The sequence below is a fragment of the Pseudomonas paraeruginosa genome (assembly GCF_003025345.2).
In the GTDB taxonomy this organism is placed as follows: Bacteria; Pseudomonadota; Gammaproteobacteria; order Pseudomonadales; family Pseudomonadaceae; genus Pseudomonas; species Pseudomonas paraeruginosa.
Window position 1 is genome coordinate 397,551 of sequence record NZ_CP020560.1, and the last position, 16,529, is coordinate 414,079.

18 protein-coding genes and 1 pseudogene are annotated in these 16,529 nt (G+C 67.3%); 6 read left to right on the forward strand and 13 right to left on the reverse strand.

The window, feature by feature from the left end:
• The first annotated feature begins 85 nt into the window (after positions 1-85).
• The 4 genes from thiS (at position 86) to B7D75_RS01920 (ending at position 3,471) form a co-directional block, all read left to right on the forward strand.
• Positions 86-286, forward strand: coding sequence for a sulfur carrier protein ThiS (gene thiS / locus B7D75_RS01905; protein ID WP_003156175.1), 201 nt, complete (start codon positions 86-88; stop codon positions 284-286).
• A gap of 53 nt (positions 287-339) precedes the next feature.
• Positions 340-1,137 carry a thiazole synthase gene (locus B7D75_RS01910; RefSeq protein WP_107113690.1) on the forward strand — a complete coding sequence of 266 codons (798 nt, stop codon included), beginning with the start codon at positions 340-342 and terminating at the stop codon, positions 1,135-1,137.
• A 153-nt stretch (positions 1,138-1,290) separates the two neighbouring features.
• Positions 1,291-1,962: a tRNA (guanosine(46)-N7)-methyltransferase TrmB gene (gene trmB / locus B7D75_RS01915; RefSeq protein ID WP_221411135.1), complete on the forward strand. Its 672-nt coding sequence runs from the start codon at positions 1,291-1,293 to the stop codon at positions 1,960-1,962.
• A 162-nt stretch (positions 1,963-2,124) separates the two neighbouring features.
• Positions 2,125-3,471, forward strand: a complete 1,347-nt coding sequence (locus B7D75_RS01920; protein WP_043103195.1) for a DUF1329 domain-containing protein — start codon at positions 2,125-2,127, stop codon at positions 3,469-3,471.
• 18 nt (positions 3,472-3,489) lie between these two features.
• Here B7D75_RS01920 and B7D75_RS01925 read toward each other — a convergent pair whose 3' ends face one another.
• The 12 genes and pseudogenes from B7D75_RS01925 to B7D75_RS01980 form a co-directional block, all read right to left on the reverse strand.
• Positions 3,490-3,747, reverse strand: a complete 258-nt coding sequence (locus B7D75_RS01925) for a hypothetical protein (RefSeq protein WP_003084524.1) — start codon at positions 3,745-3,747, stop codon at positions 3,490-3,492.
• A gap of 61 nt (positions 3,748-3,808) precedes the next feature.
• Entirely contained in the window at positions 3,809-4,132 is a 324-nt protein-coding gene (locus B7D75_RS01930) for a DUF3392 domain-containing protein (protein WP_003084525.1), read from the reverse strand.
• A gap of 80 nt (positions 4,133-4,212) precedes the next feature.
• Positions 4,213-5,367 carry a radical SAM family heme chaperone HemW gene (hemW, locus tag B7D75_RS01935; RefSeq protein ID WP_107113692.1) on the reverse strand — a complete coding sequence of 385 codons (1,155 nt, stop codon included), beginning with the start codon at positions 5,365-5,367 and terminating at the stop codon, positions 4,213-4,215.
• Between the two features lie 121 nt (positions 5,368-5,488).
• Positions 5,489-6,082, reverse strand: a complete 594-nt coding sequence (gene rdgB / locus B7D75_RS01940; protein WP_012073991.1) for an RdgB/HAM1 family non-canonical purine NTP pyrophosphatase — start codon at positions 6,080-6,082, stop codon at positions 5,489-5,491.
• Positions 6,079-6,498 (reverse strand): DUF4426 domain-containing protein, encoded by a 420-nt coding sequence (locus B7D75_RS01945; RefSeq protein ID WP_012073992.1) that lies wholly within the window; start codon positions 6,496-6,498, stop codon positions 6,079-6,081. Before B7D75_RS01945 ends, rdgB begins: the two co-directional genes overlap by 4 nt.
• Positions 6,499-6,627: 129 nt before the next feature.
• Positions 6,628-7,248, reverse strand: coding sequence for a methionine biosynthesis protein MetW (gene metW, locus B7D75_RS01950; protein ID WP_003155370.1), 621 nt, complete (start codon positions 7,246-7,248; stop codon positions 6,628-6,630).
• A 7-nt stretch (positions 7,249-7,255) separates the two neighbouring features.
• Positions 7,256-8,395 (reverse strand): homoserine O-succinyltransferase MetX, encoded by a 1,140-nt coding sequence (metX, locus tag B7D75_RS01955; RefSeq protein WP_034080810.1) that lies wholly within the window; start codon positions 8,393-8,395, stop codon positions 7,256-7,258.
• A gap of 89 nt (positions 8,396-8,484) precedes the next feature.
• Complete coding sequence (locus B7D75_RS01960) at positions 8,485-10,452, reverse strand: dynamin-like GTPase family protein (protein WP_107113693.1); 1,968 nt, start codon at positions 10,450-10,452, stop codon at positions 8,485-8,487.
• A gap of 107 nt (positions 10,453-10,559) precedes the next feature.
• Entirely contained in the window at positions 10,560-10,856 is a 297-nt protein-coding gene (locus B7D75_RS01965) for a DUF167 domain-containing protein (RefSeq protein ID WP_031628111.1), read from the reverse strand.
• A complete protein-coding gene (locus B7D75_RS01970; RefSeq protein WP_003155373.1) occupies positions 10,853-11,446 on the reverse strand; it encodes a YggT family protein in 594 nt (197 codons plus the stop codon). Before B7D75_RS01970 ends, B7D75_RS01965 begins: the two co-directional genes overlap by 4 nt.
• A gap of 10 nt (positions 11,447-11,456) precedes the next feature.
• A complete protein-coding gene (gene proC, locus B7D75_RS01975; protein ID WP_034080813.1) occupies positions 11,457-12,278 on the reverse strand; it encodes a pyrroline-5-carboxylate reductase in 822 nt (273 codons plus the stop codon).
• Between the two features lie 11 nt (positions 12,279-12,289).
• Positions 12,290-12,981 (reverse strand): annotated as a pseudogene (locus B7D75_RS01980) (YggS family pyridoxal phosphate-dependent enzyme).
• A gap of 214 nt (positions 12,982-13,195) precedes the next feature.
• Here B7D75_RS01980 and pilT point away from each other — a divergent pair.
• Positions 13,196-14,230 (forward strand): type IV pilus twitching motility protein PilT, encoded by a 1,035-nt coding sequence (gene pilT / locus B7D75_RS01985; RefSeq protein WP_003084552.1) that lies wholly within the window; start codon positions 13,196-13,198, stop codon positions 14,228-14,230.
• A gap of 179 nt (positions 14,231-14,409) precedes the next feature.
• Positions 14,410-15,558 carry a type IV pilus ATPase PilU gene (pilU, locus tag B7D75_RS01990; protein ID WP_033999672.1) on the forward strand — a complete coding sequence of 383 codons (1,149 nt, stop codon included), beginning with the start codon at positions 14,410-14,412 and terminating at the stop codon, positions 15,556-15,558.
• A 7-nt stretch (positions 15,559-15,565) separates the two neighbouring features.
• Here pilU and czcD read toward each other — a convergent pair whose 3' ends face one another.
• Positions 15,566-16,465, reverse strand: coding sequence for a CDF family zinc transporter CzcD (czcD, locus tag B7D75_RS01995; protein WP_012073995.1), 900 nt, complete (start codon positions 16,463-16,465; stop codon positions 15,566-15,568).
• Positions 16,466-16,529 lie beyond the last annotated feature (64 nt).

The following is a 16,529-nucleotide window of genomic DNA, read 5'->3' on the forward strand; positions in this document are numbered from 1 at the left end:
GGCGCACTTGTCGACAAGGCGCCTTGGTCATCGGGGTGGATCGGGCTAGAATGCCGCTCCCTTACACTTTCGTGACCGTCCAGCCATGCAGATTCAACTGAACGGCGAGGCCTTCGAGCTCCCCGACGCGCAGAGCGTCGCGGACCTGCTGGCCCGCCTGGAGCTTGGCGGCCGCCGCGTGGCCGTCGAGCTGAACCTGGATATCGTGCCGCGCAGCCAGCACGCCAGCACCGCGCTCAAGGATGGCGACCGCGTGGAGATCGTCCACGCCATCGGCGGCGGCTAGGCCCCGAATTTCTTCCATCGGCCCCGCAAGCCTTTCCATCCAGGAGTCATCCGATGAGCCAAGCATCCAGCACCGATACCCCCTTCGTCATCGCCGGCCGTACCTATGGCTCGCGCCTGCTGGTGGGGACCGGCAAGTACAAGGACCTCGACGAGACCCGCCGGGCCATCGAGGCCTCCGGAGCGGAGATCGTCACGGTGGCGGTGCGCCGCACCAACATCGGCCAGAACCCCGGCGAGCCGAACCTGCTGGATGTGATCCCGCCGGATCGCTACACCATCCTGCCGAACACCGCCGGCTGCTATGACGCGGTCGAGGCCGTGCGCACCTGCCGCCTGGCCCGCGAGCTGCTGGACGGGCACAACCTGGTCAAGCTGGAAGTCCTGGCCGACCAGAAGACCCTGTTCCCCAACGTCGTCGAGACCCTCAAGGCCGCCGAGCAACTGGTGAAGGACGGCTTCGACGTGATGGTGTACACCAGCGACGACCCGATCATCGCCCGCCAGTTGGCCGAGACCGGCTGTATCGCGGTGATGCCGCTGGCCGGCCTGATCGGCTCCGGCCTGGGCATCTGCAACCCCTACAACCTGCGCATCATCCTCGAGGAAGCCAAGGTCCCGGTGCTGGTCGACGCCGGCGTGGGCACCGCTTCCGACGCGGCGATCGCCATGGAGCTGGGTTGCGAGGCGGTGCTGATGAACACCGCCATCGCCCATGCCAGGGACCCGGTGATGATGGCCGAGGCCATGAAGCACGCGATCGTCGCCGGTCGCCTCGCCTACCTGGCCGGACGCATGCCGCGCAAGCTGTATGCCAGCGCCTCGTCGCCGCTGGATGGCCTGATCGACTGATTCCGACTACCCGGGGCGGGCTGTCCGCCGGATGCGGGAAGCGTCCGGCAGGCAGCCCGCCCTTCTGTCTCTAGCAAGGTTTTCTTTTCCATGAGCGATACCCCGCAACCCCCGGCCCAGGACTCCCTGGCGGAACACGACGAAGCACGGCCGATGCGCACCGTGAAGAGCTTCGTGATGCGCGCCGGGCGCATGACCGAAGGCCAGCAGCGTGGCCTCGACCTGGGCTGGCCGAAGTTCGGCCTGGAACTGAGCGACAAGGTCCAGGACTTCGACGCGATCTTCGGCCGCCAGGCGCCGCGGACTTTCGAGATCGGCTTCGGCATGGGCCATTCCACCCTGGAAATGGCCGCCGCCGCGCCTGACCTCGACTTCATCGGCGTCGAGGTGCACAAGCCGGGCGTCGGCGCGCTGCTCAACGGCCTGCTGACCCAGGGCCTGGGCAACGTGCGGGTGTATAGCTGCGACGCGCTGGAAGTGCTGCGCCACTGCGTGGCCGACGCCAGCCTCGATCGGCTGCTGCTGTTCTTCCCCGATCCCTGGCACAAGAAGCGCCACCACAAGCGGCGGATCGTCCAGCCGGAATTCGCCGAACTGGTGCGGCGCAAGCTGAAGATCGGCGGCGTGCTGCACATGGCCACCGACTGGGAGCCCTATGCCGAGCACATGCTGGACGTCATGAGCGCGGCGCCGGGCTACCGCAACCAGGCCGAAGACGGCCGCTTCGTGCCGCGCCCGCAAGAGCGCCCGGTGACCAAGTTCGAACGGCGCGGGGAGCGCCTGGGACATGGTGTCTGGGATCTCAAGTTCGAGCGCGTCGACTGATCCACCGCACCAGCGTCGTACCCCTGGCGCCGAACCGGCGCCGGGACTCCAAGCAGACCGGGAAAACCCGGCGGACCTCACCTTCAAGCTGCACGTTTCCCGGCTCCGGCCGGATCCAATAATAAGAGCGGCACGGCTCGGCCGGCTGCAAAGGAGACTGCTGTGTTGAAGAAACTGGGCATCCTGTTGCTCGGCGCCGGTTGCGCCTGGGCGGCGCAAGCCAAGGTAGACGAGGTCCAGGCCGCGCGCCTGGGCCAGGACCTGACCCCGCTGGGAGCGGAGCGGGCCGGCAACGCCGATGGCAGCATCCCGCCCTGGACCGGCGGCATCACCCAGGCGCCGGCCGGCTACCGGCCCGGCATGCATCACCTGGACCCGTTCGCCGCCGATCGTCCGCGCCTGCTCGTCGACAGCCGCAACATGGCCGCCTACCAGGCGTTGCTGACGCCGGGCACCCAGGCCCTGTTGCAGGCCAACCCGGACTACCACCTGCGGGTCTTCCCCACCCGCCGCAGCGCATCCCTGCCGCAGCGCCTCTACGACGCCACCCGCGCCAACGCCAGCCGCGCCGAGCTGATCGCCGACGGCAACGGCGTGCAGGGGGCCGCCGCCGGCGTGCCCTTCCCCCTGCCGCAGAGCGGCCAGGAAGCGATCTGGAACCACATCATGCGCTACCGCGGCGAGCAACTGCACCTGCAGACCAACCAGGCGGCGGTGCTGGCCAACGGCAGCTACAACCTGCTCAAGCTCGACCGCTACCTGTATTTCGTCTATGGCCGCGCGGGGATGATCCCGGAGAACCTCGACAACACGTTGTTCTACTACAAGTACAAGGTGGTCGCGCCGGCGCGCCTGGCCGGTTCGGCGCTGGTGGTGCAGGAAACCCTCGACCAGGTGCTGTCGATCCGCAAGGCCTGGCGCTTCAACCGTGGCGAGCGGCGCGTGCGGCGCCTGCCGACGCTGGCCTACGACAGCCTGCAGCCGGACACCAACGGCATGGCCACGGCGGACACCGTGGATGTCTACAACGGCGCACCGGACCACTACGAGTGGGCGTTGCTCGGCAAGCGCGAGATGCTGGTGCCTTACAACAGCTACGCGGTGCACCAGAAGGGCCTCGCCTATGGCGACATCCTCAAGAGCCGTTTCATCAATCCCGACCTGCTGCGCTACGAGCTGCATCGCGTCTGGGTGGTCGAGGCGACCCTGCGCAAGGGCTTCAGCCATCCCTATGCCAAGCGCCGCTTCTACCTCGACGAGGACAGCTGGCAGATCCTCGCCGCCGACATCTACGACAAGGATGGTGCGCTGACCCGGGCCCAGGAGGTCCACCCGATCAACTACTACGATGTGCCGCTGGTCTCCAGCACCCTGGAAGCGATCTACGACTTCAAGGGCGGCCGCTACTTCGTCGATGGGCTGGACAACAACGAGCCGATGTACGACTTCGGCGTGCAGGTCGGGCCGCGCGACTTCACCCCGCAGGCGCTGCGCCGGGAGGGCAACTGACGCCGGCGAGGACAGCCTTCAGACGATCAGCTCGGCGCCGCGCAGCGTACCGTCGTCGTCCAGGCGCGCCGGCGCCGGGCTGATCTGCAGGTACTTGATGCTGTCCCGCGGGATCAGCAGCAGGTCGCCGTCGACCTCGACGCTGAGGTAGGGCGTGTCCAGTTGCTGGCGGATGCTGCGGGCGACCTCGGCCGGGTCGTCCTGCTGGCGCGGGAAGCGCAGCGACAGGCGCTGGCCGTCGGTGAAATGCAGGTAGAGGTGCTTGATCGGTTTCATGCGGGCTCCCGGAGGCCATGACGCTCGTGGGGACGGCGCTGGCCGCCGGGAGACCGGGGGCTCAGCTGCGATCGGCGATCATGCCGATCACGAAGAACACTAGCAGGAGCACGGGCGCCAGGGTGTAGTTGTTGAAGTAGCCCAGGCCCTTGGCCAGCCAGGGGGTGACGAAGACCATCGCCAGGCCGTAGCCGACCGCGCAGATCAGCACGAACAGCAGGGTGCGGAAGACGAAGTTGAGGCTGCCGATGCGCTGCTGTACCCAGGCGTTGATCGCCGGGCCGAACAGCACCAGCAGGGTTGCCATGATGGCCAGGGAAATGTCCGACAGGTGGCTGCGGCTCCAGCGCGACAGGGTGGCGATCAGGTCCAGCGCGTAATCCATCGAGGGTTCCTTGTAGCGAATCGGCGTGTCGGTCGGCGGAGTTTACCTGCCTGTCGGCACGGATGGGCGTGCATCCGTCGTCACGGCAGGAAATGTTGCAGCAGGTCGTTGAGGAACAGCTGGCCGCGTTCGGTGGGGCGCAGGCGCTGCGGATCGTCGGCGAGCAGCCCGGCGTCGCGCGCGGCGGCGCAGGCATCGGCGAGCGCCGCCAGCGGCTGGCCGGTGCGCTGCGGGTAGAGCGCGGCGGGGACGCCGTCGACCAGGCGCAGCACGTTCATCATGAACTCGAATGGCAGGTCGGCCGCCTCCAGCGGGCGCTCGCCGGCCTGGAAGGCCTTTTGCGGGTTGAGGTAATCCTTCGGCAGGCGGGTCTTCCAGGCCCGCGCGATGCGTCCGTCCGGCGCGCTCAGCTTGGCGTGGGCGCCGGCGCCGATGCCGAGGAAGTCGCCGAAGCTCCAGTAGTTCAGGTTGTGCCGGGCGCGCAGGCCGTCGCGGGCGTAGGCGGAGGTCTCGTACTGGCGGTAGCCGTGTTCGTCGAGCAGGGCCTGGCCGGCTTCCTGGATATCCCAGAGGATGTCGTCCTCGGGCAGCTCCGGTGGCTGGCTCCAGAACACCGTGTTCGGCTCCATGGTCAATTGGTACCAGGAGAGGTGCGTAGGGGCCAGGGCGAGAGCCTGGCGCAGGTCGGCCAGGGCGTCGTCGAGGCGTTGCCCGGGCAGGCCGTGCATCAGGTCGAGGTTGAAGTTGTCGAAGCCGGCCTGGCGCGCCATGTCGGCGGCGCGCACGGCCTCGTCGCCGTCGTGGATGCGGCCCAGGGCCTGCAGCTTGTCGGCTTGGAAGCTCTGCACGCCGATGGACAGGCGGTTGATGCCGAGGCGCCGGTAGTCGGCGAACTTGGCCTGTTCGAAGGTGCCGGGGTTGGCTTCCAGGGTGATCTCGATGCCGTCGGCGAAGCCGACCCTGCGCTCGACGCCTTCCAGTAGCCGGCCCAGGGCCTTGGCCGAGAACAGGCTGGGCGTGCCGCCGCCGAAGAAGATCGAACCCAGGCGCCGACCATGGACATGGCGCAGGTCCTGCTCCAGGTCGGCGAGCAGGGCGTCGACATAGGCCTCTTCAGGTAGCTCCGGGCCAGCGGCGTGGGAGTTGAAGTCGCAATACGGGCACTTGCGCACGCACCAGGGGATATGCACGTACAGGGCCAGGGGCGGGAGCTGGAACGGGGCGGCTTGGGTCACGGCGGGGCGGGGTGGGGGCGGTTTCGGGGCGCTATCGTGGCATGAGTTCGGCCAACCTCCAAGGCGGCCGGACGAAACGCCGTGCCGACGCCGCCCGGGGGCGGCAGCCGGCGGCTGCGGCTCAGAGGCCCAGGCGCTGCTTGAGCAGGGCCATGGCGCGAGCGCGGTGGCTGAGGCGGTTCTTCTCCTCGGGCGCCAGCTCGGCGCTGGAGCAGTCGCGTTCCGGCACCCAGAACAGCGGGTCGTAGCCGAAGCCATGGGCGCCACGGGCTTCGCGGAGGATGCGGCCTTCCCAGATGCCCTCGCAGAGGATCGGCAGCGGGTCGTCGGCGTGGCGCACCAGCGCCAGCACGCTGACGAACTGCGCGCCGCGCCCGGCGTCCGGGACGTCCTTCAGGGCCTCCAGCAGCTTGGCGTTGTTCGCCGCGTCGCCCCGGCCGTCGGCGTAGCGCGCCGAGTAGATGCCCGGCGCGCCGCCGAGGAAGTCCACCGCCAGCCCGGAGTCGTCGGCCAGCGCCGGCAGGCCGGAGATGCGCGCGGCGTTGCGCGCCTTGAGGATGGCGTTCTCGACGAAGGAAAGACCGGTTTCCTCCGGCTCCACCTGGCTGAACTCGCCGATCGAGCGCACCTTCACGCTGGCGCCGAGCATGGCCTGGAGTTCCTTGAGTTTGCCGGCATTGTGACTGGCCAGCACCAGCTGTTCGAGCTTGATCATTCGTCCGGGAAGATTTCCTTGTTGAAGCTGAAGGTCTGCGCGGGTTCGCCCTTGGCCTCGACCTTGATGGTGAAGACCAGGGTCTCGCGCTGGCTGATCGGGAACTGCGCCAGGTTGTAGATGGCGCCTTCCTCGCTGACGCGGCGGAATTCCAGGGGAATGACCTTGCCGGTCAGGTCCCTGGCCGAGCCGGTCACGCTGGCCTCCACCGGCTTGCCTTTCTCCATCGGCACCACGTTGATCACGCCCTGCGCCTTGCTGCGCACCAGGCCGACCGCGCTGGCCACGTTGGGCTGGAGGAAGCTGGAGTTGAACACGTTGTAGTGGACGTCCAGGTCGCCGAAGCGCTGCACCTGCTCGGCGAGGACCGGCAGGCTCAGGCAGAGGCCGAGGACGAAAGCGGTGAAGCGGCGCATGTGGTTCTCCTGAAAGGTGGCATGGAGGTTGTCCATGGTCTGCTGCCGGCGGCCTTGGCCGGCTTCGGCAGCGCTCTCCCGAGGACGAGCGGAGGGGCGCCCGGCCCTGGCCCGCAGCCCGGCGCGTTCCTAGACGGCGAGGCTGCGGGTCTGTACTCCGGGCCCGGTGACCCGGTAGATACCGATCTCTCCCAATAGATTAGGCCACAGCCGGCTGGCCCAGCCATGCCGGTGGTCACGGTCCACGGCGAGGCGGTCGAGCACGCGCATGCGCAACTGGCGGCACAGGCGCTCGAAGTCCTGGAAGGTGCAGAAATGGATGTTCGGCGTGTTGTACCAGGTATACGGCAGGAACTCGGAGACCGGCATCCGGCCGTTGCGCGCCAGGTACCAGCGGCAGCGCCAGTGGCCGAAGTTGGGGAAGGTGATGATGCAGGTCTTGCCGACCCGCAGCATCTCTTCGAGGATCTTGTCCGGGTAGTGCACGGCCTGTAGCGCCTGGGTCATCACCACCACGTCGAAGCTGTCGCTGGCGAAGTTGCCTAGGCCCTTGTCGAGGTCCTGCTCGATCACGTTCACCCCGTTTTCGATGCAACGGGCGATGTTGTCGGGGTCGATCTCCAGGCCGTAGCCGCTGACCTGCTTGTGGTCGCGCAGCCAGGCCAGGAGTTCGCCGTCGCCGCAGCCGAGGTCGAGGACGCGGCTGCCGGCGGGAATCCATTCCTGGATGATTTCGAGATCGGCGCGCATCGGGTCCTCACACGCTGATGCGGTTCATGTAACCGCTGAAGGCTTGCAGGTACCGGGGGATCGGCATGAGGAAGGCGTCGTGGCCTTGCGGGGCGTCGATCTCCAGGTAGCTGACGTTCTTTTTCGCCGCGATCAGGGCGTCGACGATTTCCCGCGAACGGGCCGGCGAGAAACGCCAGTCGGTGGTGAAGGACATCAGGCAGAAGTCCGCCTTGACGCCCTCCAGGGTACGCACCAGGTCGTCGCCGTGGGCGGCGGCGGGGTCGAAGTAGTCCAGCGCCTTGGTCATCAAAAGGTAGGTATTGGCATCGAAGCGGGTGGAGAACTCCTCGCCCTGGTAGCGCAGGTAGCTCTCGACCTGGAACTCGACGCTGTGCAGGTCGTAGTTGAGCTTCTCGGTCTTCAGTACGCGGCCGAACTTGGCGCCCATGGCGTCGTCGGACAGGTAGGTGATATGGCCGACCATCCGCGCCAGCTTGAGGCCACGCTTGGGAATCACGCCCTGTTCCTGGAAGTAGCCGCCGAGGAACTCCGGGTCGGAAAGAATCGCCTGCCGGGCGACTTCGTTGAAGGCGATGTTCTGCGCCGACAGCTTCGGCGCGCTGGCGATGCACAGGCAGTGACGGACGCGCTCGGGATAGCTGATGGTCCATTGCAGCGCCTGCATGCCGCCGAGGCTGCCGCCGACCACCGCGGCCCACTGGCGGATGCCGAGGCGGTCTGCCAGGCGCGCCTGGCTGTGCACCCAGTCTTCCACCGTGACCATCGGGAAGTCCGCGCCGTAGACCTTGCCGGTCGCCGGATTGATGCTGGCGGGGCCGCTGGATCCGTTGCAACCGCCGAGGTTGTTGAGGGCGACGACGAAGAACCTGCGGGTGTCGATCGGCTTGCCCGGACCGATGCAACTGTCCCACCAGCCCGGCTTGCGATCTTCGGCGCTGTGGTAGCCGGCGGCGTGGTGGTGGCCGGAGAGGGCGTGGCAGATCAGCACCGCGTTGCTCTGCGTGGCGTTCAGCTCGCCGTAGGTTTCGATCACCAGGTCGTACTCGGCCAGGGACTTGCCGCTGGTCAGCTCGAGCGGTTCGTTGAAGTGCAGCGTCTGGGGGGAGACCAGACCGACGGAGTCGTCGGGGAAGACTGTGGGCATCGACCCTGCTCTCGAACAAAGGAGGGCGCCAGTCTAAAGAGCGTCGCCCCCAGCGGCAAGCGCGCAGGCGCGCGGCGCGGGAGCGGGGTTCAGGCGCGCTGCGAGCCGGGCAGGTTGACCACCTTGGCCTGGCGCTGCAGGGGCGAGGGCCGGCGCAACTGGCGGAGGATGTCGCCGGCTTCGCGCATCTGTTCCTGCAGTTCCTCGGCGAACCCGGCGAAGGCCTGGCTGCGCTGGCGCACCTGCTGGGTTTCCTGGGCCAGGCCCTTGAGGCGGAGCATGTGGCTTTCGAGCAACTGCTTGTTCTCCAGGGTGTGCTGCATCAGCGGCAGCAGCGCGTCGCCGGCCCAGCGCTCGGTTTCCTCGCGCAGGCGCTGGTACAGGCCGACCACTTCCTGCACCAGGGTGGCGAAGAAGCGCCGGGTCAGCAGGCGCTGCTCGGTGAGCACGGTCTTCAGCTGCAGGCGGAACTGGTCGCCCTTCTTCTTCAGCTGCAACAGTTCGTGCTGGTAGCGCTGGACCCGCAGCTGCGGCGCGTCGAGGGCGTAGAGCGGGTTCTCCTCGTTGTGCCGGCGGTAGATGGCGGCGACCATGCGGTTGGCCATGCCGGCCTCGTGCTCGAGGTTGTCGAGGTCGTGTTCCACCGCGCGGAAGAACGCCAGGATCGCCTGGTTGATGCCGACCGTGGTCAGGCTGCCGTTGAGGTTGCGCCGCACCTTCTGCAGGTGCTGTTCCATGCGCTCGCTGCGGATCGTCTCGCGCAGCGTCGCACCCTGGTGCTGCAACAGGCGCTGGTTGGTCTTCAGGTTGAGCAGGCGGCGGTGGTGGCGGCCGTGGTCGTCCTTGGTCTTCGCAGTCAGTTCGAACAGCAGCTGGCCGCTGTCGCGTTGCTTGTCGTCGAGCAGCGCGCGCTGTTCCTCGACCTTTTCCAGGCGCAGGCGCAGCAGGTGCTGGCTGTTGTGCAGCAGGCCGAGGACCTGGCCGAGCACGGCGTTCTCCAGCAGCGCCTCCTTCTGCGCGACGATGCGCTCGCAGAGCAGCGCTTCCAGGCGGTCCAGGCGGCTGCGCTCGAGCAGCGCCGGTTCGCCGCGGACCTTGGCCAGCAGCGCCTGCTTCGCCGACAGCGGCAGCACGTCGCCGCGCTGCAGGCCGAGCTGGCGGGCGGTGCCGTCCTGGATCAGGCGGATGGCGTTCTGTACGAAGCGCTCGCCGGAGAGATCGTCCCAGAGCACGTCGATCTTGTTCAGCACGGCGAACAGGCTGCTGTGGCCGTCCTCGCGCAGTGGCTGGATGTATTTCTGCCAGATTTCCATGTCCGAGGCGGTGACGCCGGCGTCGGCGGAGAGCAGGAACAGGATCGCCTGGGCGTTGGGCAGCATCGACAGGGTCAGCTCCGGCTCGCTGCCGAGGGCGTTCAGGCCGGGCGTGTCGAGGATCCGCAGGCCCTGGCGCAGCAGCGGGTGGTCGAAGTTGACCAGGGCGTGGCGCCAGGCCGGGACGCGCACCTGGTCGGGCTCGTCGGCGGCTTCCAGGGCGTCCGGATGGAAGCCGAGCTGGATCGCCTGTTCCACCGGCAGCGCCTTGGTCTTGGCGACCTGGGCGAAGGCCTGGGCCATGCCCTCCGGGTCGCTGGTGTCCAGCGGAATGTTCACCCAGTGCCGTGGCACGCGCTTGAACTGGGCGACGCTGGCGTCGGCCAGGCGCGTCTCGATCGGCAGCAGGCGGATATAGCTGCGCTCGGCGCGCGGATCGTGGAACAGCTCGGTCGGGCACATGGTGGTGCGCCCGGCATGGGACGGCAGCATGCGCTGGCCGTAGCCGGCGAAGAACAGGCTGTTGATCAGTTCGGTCTTGCCACGCGAGAACTCGCCGACGAAGGCCAGGGTGATGTGGTCCGCGCGCAACTGGCGCAAGGCGCGCTCGAGCTTGGCCTCGACCGCCGGGCTGCTCAGCCGACTGCGCTCCAGCCAGCCGCGATAGCGGGTGATCTCCCGCATCAGCTCGCGCTTCCAGGCGACGTAGGCGTCGATTTGATGGCTGAGTCTTTCCATGCTCATCCAGGGGCTCCAGGGCGCGGGACCGGCGGGGGAAGGATGGCGTGGATTATGCGGGGGCGCGGAGGAGCGTCAATTGGCCTGCTTCACATTCCTGCACGTAAGGTCGGTCAAGCGGGTCGAGCGGCGATTCCCAGCTCCTCCGGCAGCCGGGTCGGGCGGCGGATGCGTACCCGTTTCTGCCGGTTCAGCTCGCCGCTCTCCAGGCTGACCAGGCTCTTGGCCACGCCGAAGGCCTTGCCGAGGAAGGCCAGCAGATGGGCATTGGCCTTGCCTTCCACCGGCGGTGCGGTAAGGCGGATCTTCAGGCGTTCTCCATGCAGCCCGGCGAACTCGTCGCGGCTCGCCTTGGGCTGCAGGTGGCAATCGAGGAGCAGGTCCTCGCCGTCCCAGCGGTAGAAGCTCAGAGGAAGATGCTCAGCTGCTGGGGCATGCCGGTCATGGCCGCCAGGTTGTTGATCACCAGCATGTCGATCAGCTTCAGCGCGAGGAACGCGAAGATCGGCGAGATATCCAGTCCGCCGAGGTTCGGCAGGAGCTTGCGGAACGGCATCAGCAACGGCTCGCAGATCTGGTTCACCAGCTGCGCGCCGGGGTTGTAGCTGCCCGGGGCGACCCAGGAAAGGATCACGCTGATGATCAGGGCGAAGAAGAACACCTTCAGGAACAGCGAGGTGACGGCGATGATCGACCAGATCAGCAGTTGCATGATGAAGCCGCCGACGCCGTAGCCCATCAGCATCAGGATCAGGATCATCAGCACCAGCTGGATCAGGATCGCCAGCACCAGCGAGGCCAGGTCGATCCCGCCGAAACCGGGGATGATCCGCCGCAGCGGGTTCAGCAGCGGCTTGGTGGCGCGCACGATGAACTGGCTGAGGGGGTTGTAGAAGTCCGCGCGGACCAGCTGCAGGATGAAGCGCAGCAGCACGATCAGCAGGTACAGGCTGCCGAGGGTCTGGAGGATATAGATAGCAGCGGTATTGAGGCCGATCATCGACTACTCCTTATTGGCCAAGCTGTTCGGCCAGCTCGGCGGAGCGCTGGCTGGCGGCGTTCAGGGCCTGCTCCACCAGTGCTTCGAAGCCGTTGGCCTGGAAGGATTTGATCGCCGCTTCGGTGGTGCCGTTCGGCGAAGTCACCCGGCGCCGCAGTTCGGCCGGCCCGGCGTCGCTGGACAGCGCCATCTGCGCCGCGCCGAGGGCGGTCTGCAGGGTCAGGCGCGAGGCCGTCTCGCGGGACAGGCCGAGCTTCTCGCCGGCGTCGGTCATGGCCTGCATCAGCAGGAAGAAATACGCCGGGCCGCTGCCCGACACCGCGGTCACCGCGTCGATCTGCGCTTCGTCGTCCAGCCACAGGGCGATGCCCACCGCGGACAGCAACTGCCCGGCCTGCTCGCGTTGCACGGCGCTGACCTGCGCGTTGGCGTACAGCCCGCTGGCGCCCTGGCGCAGCAGTGCCGGGGTGTTGGGCATGCAGCGGACCACCGGGCGCGGCTGGCCGAGCCAGGCTTCGAGGCTGGCGCAGGGGATGCCGGCGGCGATGGAGACGATCAGTTGTTCCGCCTGTAGCGCCGGCGCCAAGGCTTGGCACACGGCCTTCATGGCCTGGGGCTTGACCGCCAGGACCACGACGTCGGCGCCGGCCACCGCCTCGGCGTTGGACTCGACCACGTCGATGGCGAATTCGCCGGCGATCTTCGCACGCTGTTCGGCGCCCGGATCGCTGGCGCGGATGCGTTCCGCCGGCACGCCCTGGGCGCGCAGGCCGCCGATCAGGCTGGCGGCCATGTTGCCGGCGCCGATGAACGCTATGCGGGGTGTGCTCATAGAGGATTCCTTCAAGAAGTCGGCGCGCCGTAGTCGCGCGCGCCGAACAGGGCGGTACCGATGCGGACCCAGGTCGCGCCTTCGGCGATGGCCGCCTCGAGGTCGTCGCTCATGCCCATGGACAGGGTGTCCAGGCCAAGGTTCAGACCCAGCAGCAGCTCGCGCAGGCGGGCGAACGCGGCGTGTTGCGCGGCGCGTTCGACGGTGGGCTCGGGGATGGCCATCAGGCCACGCAGTCGGAGGTTGGGCAGGAGTTTCACGGCCTCGGCCAGGGCCGGCAGGTCCTCGGGGCGCAGCCGGACTTGCTGGCTTCGCCGCTGACGTTGACCTGCAGGCAGATATTCAGGGGCGGCAGGCCGGCCGGGCGTTGCTCCGACAGGCGCTGCGCGATCTTCAACCGGTCCACCGAGTGCACCCACTGGAAATGCTCGGCGATGGGGCGGGTCTTGTTCGACTGGATGGGGCCGATGAAGTGCCAGTTCAAGGACAGGTCGGCCAGTTCGGCCTGCTTGCCGAGGGCCTCCTGCAGGTAGTTCTCGCCGAAGTCGCGGAGGCCGGCCGCGTGCGCCTCGCGCACCGCGGCGGCGGGCTTGGTCTTGCTCACCGCGAGCAGCCCGACCGTGGCCGGATCGCGCCCCGCAGCTTGCGCTGCCTCACGGATGCGCGCGGCAACCTTTGCAATATTCTCTGCTATCGTGGACATTACCTGCGCCCTATGGAAGTGCGGTCGGCGTCGGCTCGACGCCCTCGAGACCGCCGGCCCCGATGGCCATCTTCCTGTTCCAGTGTCGAGGTTTCGCCTCCGGCGCAGGACACCACGCGTGTCCTGGAAGCACCCTGGGTCATCCGGTGTTTTCCTTGTCCGAGACGGCGGCTTTGGCGGCATTCTACCTGCTTGCTTGTAATTGGGGAGTCCCATGGATATTACCGAGCTGCTCGCCTTCAGTGCCAAACAGGGCGCTTCGGACCTGCATCTCTCCGCCGGCCTGCCGCCCATGATCCGGGTGGATGGCGATGTGCGCCGGATCAACCTGCCGCCGCTGGAGCACAAGCAGGTGCACGCGCTGATCTACGACATCATGAACGACAAGCAGCGCAAGGATTTCGAGGAATTCCTCGAGACCGACTTCTCCTTCGAGGTGCCGGGCGTCGCGCGTTTCCGGGTCAACGCCTTCAACCAGAACCGGGGCGCCGGCGCGGTATTCCGGACCATTCCCTCCAAGGTACTGACCATGGAGGAGCTTGGCATGGGAGAAGTGTTCAAACGTGTTTCAGACGTGCCGCGCGGGCTGGTGCTGGTCACCGGGCCGACCGGCTCGGGCAAGTCCACCACCCTGGCGGCGATGCTCGACTACCTGAACAACACCAAGTACCACCATATCCTCACCATCGAGGACCCGATCGAATTCGTCCACGAGTCGAAGAAATGCCTGGTCAACCAGCGCGAGGTGCATCGCGACACCCTCGGCTTCAGCGAGGCGCTGCGCTCGGCGCTGCGGGAGGACCCGGACATCATCCTGGTCGGCGAGATGCGCGACCTGGAGACCATCCGCCTGGCCCTGACCGCGGCGGAGACCGGCCACCTGGTATTCGGCACCCTGCATACCACCTCGGCGGCGAAGACCATCGACCGGGTGGTCGACGTGTTCCCGGCCGAGGAAAAGGCCATGGTCCGCTCGATGCTCTCCGAGTCGCTGCAATCGGTGATCTCGCAGACCCTGATCAAGAAGATCGGCGGCGGCCGGGTGGCGGCACACGAGATCATGATCGGCACCCCGGCGATCCGCAACCTGATCCGCGAGGACAAGGTCGCGCAGATGTATTCGGCGATCCAGACCGGCGGCTCGCTGGGTATGCAGACCCTCGACATGTGCCTCAAGGGCCTGGTCGCCAAGGGCCTGATCAGCCGCGAGAACGCCCGCGAGAAGGCGAAGATCCCGGAAAACTTCTGATCCCGGCGCCGTTCCGCCGCGCTTCGCCCGAATCCCGGAACTGCGTCTAGGATTCAAGGACGGGAGAACGGTACCGTAGCGCATTCCCAGCCAAATCCTTGTCGGCGAGCGCCTCCCCGGGGGCGCCCGCCGGCATCCGGTTCGCCGTCGCGGCGCGCCCCTGAGTGAGCGAGAACATCATGGAATTCGAAAAGCTGCTGCGCCTGATGGTGGAGAAAGGCGGCTCCGACCTGTTCATCACCGCCGGCGTGCCGCCGTCGATGAAGGTCAACGGCCGGGTGATGCCGGTGACCAAGACCCCGCTGTCGCCGGAGCAGACCCGCGAGACCGTGCTCGGCGTGATGAACGAGCAGCAGCGCCGCGATTTCGCCGAGAACCACGAGTGCAACTTCGCCATCAGCGCCCGCGGCATCGGCCGCTTCCGGGTCAGCGCCTTCTACCAGCGCAACCTGGTGGGCATGGTGCTGCGCCGGATCGAGACCAACATTCCCACCCTGGACGAGCTGAAGCTCCCGGAAATCCTCAAGAAGCTGGCGCTGACCAAGCGCGGCCTGGTGATCTTCGTCGGCGCCACCGGCACCGGCAAGTCCACTTCGCTGGCGGCGATGATCGGCTACCGCAACAAGAACTCCACCGGGCACATCATCTCCATCGAGGACCCGATCGAATACATCCACCAGCACCAGGGCTGCATCGTCACCCAGCGCGAGGTGGGGCTGGATACCGACTCCTTCGAGGTGGCGCTGAAGAACACCCTGCGCCAGGCACCGGACGTGATCATGATCGGCGAGGTGCGCTCGCGGGAGACCATGGACCACGCCGTGGCCTTCGCCGAGACCGGCCACCTGTGCCTGGCGACGTTGCACGCGAACAACGCCAACCAGGCGCTGGAGCGGATCATCCACTTCTTCCCGGCCGACCGTCATGGTCAGGTGTGGATGGACCTGTCGCTGAACCTCAAGGCGATCGTCGCCCAGCAACTGGTGCCGACCCCCGACGGCAAGGGGCGGCGGGCGGTGATCGAGGTGCTGCTGAACACCCCGCTGGCCGCCGACCTGATCCGCAAGGGCGAGGTGCACGAGCTCAAGCCGCTGATGAAGCGCTCCACCGAGCAAGGCATGCAGACCTTCGACCAGGCGCTGTACCAGCTCTACACCCAGGGCGAGATCACCTACGAGGACGCCCTGGCCCACGCCGACTCGGCCAACGACCTGCGACTGATGATCAAGCTCGGTTCGGAAAGCGACGCCGACCATCTGTCGAGCATGACCCAGGGCCTGAGCCTGGAGATCACCGACGACGACCCGGCCGGTCGGCGCTTCCGCTGAACCGCGCTCAGTAGGCCAGTGGTTCCTCGGCCTGGGCGCAGGCCGAGGTTTCCAGTTGCAGGGTGCTGTGTTCGATCTCGTAGCGGTCGTGCAGCAGCGCCTTCACCGTTCCCAGCAGCGCCTCGGCGTCGACCTGGTTGGGATCGTAGACCAGGTGGCTGGTCAGGCTGATCTTGCCGCTGGTGATCGACCACACGTGGAGGTCGTGCAGCCCGGTCACGCCGGGAATCCCCAGCAGCGCCTCGCGCAGCTCGGCCAACTGGATTTCCTTCGGCACCCCTTCGAGCAGCACGTGCAGGCTTTCACGCAGCAGAATCCAGGTGCGTGGCAGGACCCAGAAGCCGATCAGCACCGCCACCAGCGAGTCGACCCAGGCCCAGCCGGTGACGCGGATGACGATCGCGGCGACGATCACCCCCAGCGAGCCGAGCATGTCGCTCCAGACTTCCAGGTAGGCGCCCTTGACGTTCAGGCTGTTACCCTGGGCCGGTGCCAGCAGGCGCATGCTGGCCAGGTTCACCAGCAGGCCGAGGACGGCGATCACCAGCATGCCGACGGACTGGATCTCCGCCGGCTGGCTGAGCCGCTCGTAGGCCGCGTAGAGGATATAGAAGGCCACGCCGAACAGCAGGATCGCATTGAACGCCGCGGCGAGTATCTCGAAGCGGTGGTAGCCGTAGGTCAGGCGATCGTTGGTCGGGCGCTTGGCGATGTTGATCGCGGCCAGGGCGATGACCAGGGCCATGGCGTCGGTGAGCATGTGCGCGGCGTCGGAGATCAGCGCCAGGCTGCCGGTGAGGATGCCGCCGACGACCTCGGCGACGAGGAAGCTGCCGGTCAGCAAAAGGGCCCATTTCAGGCGGGTTTCGTTGGTCTGGGCGAAACTGTGCTCGTGTCCGGCGCTCATGGCGGCTCCTGGGGCGGTTGCGGCAGAACCAGCCTACAGGATAGGCAATTGCAAAACTGTCATG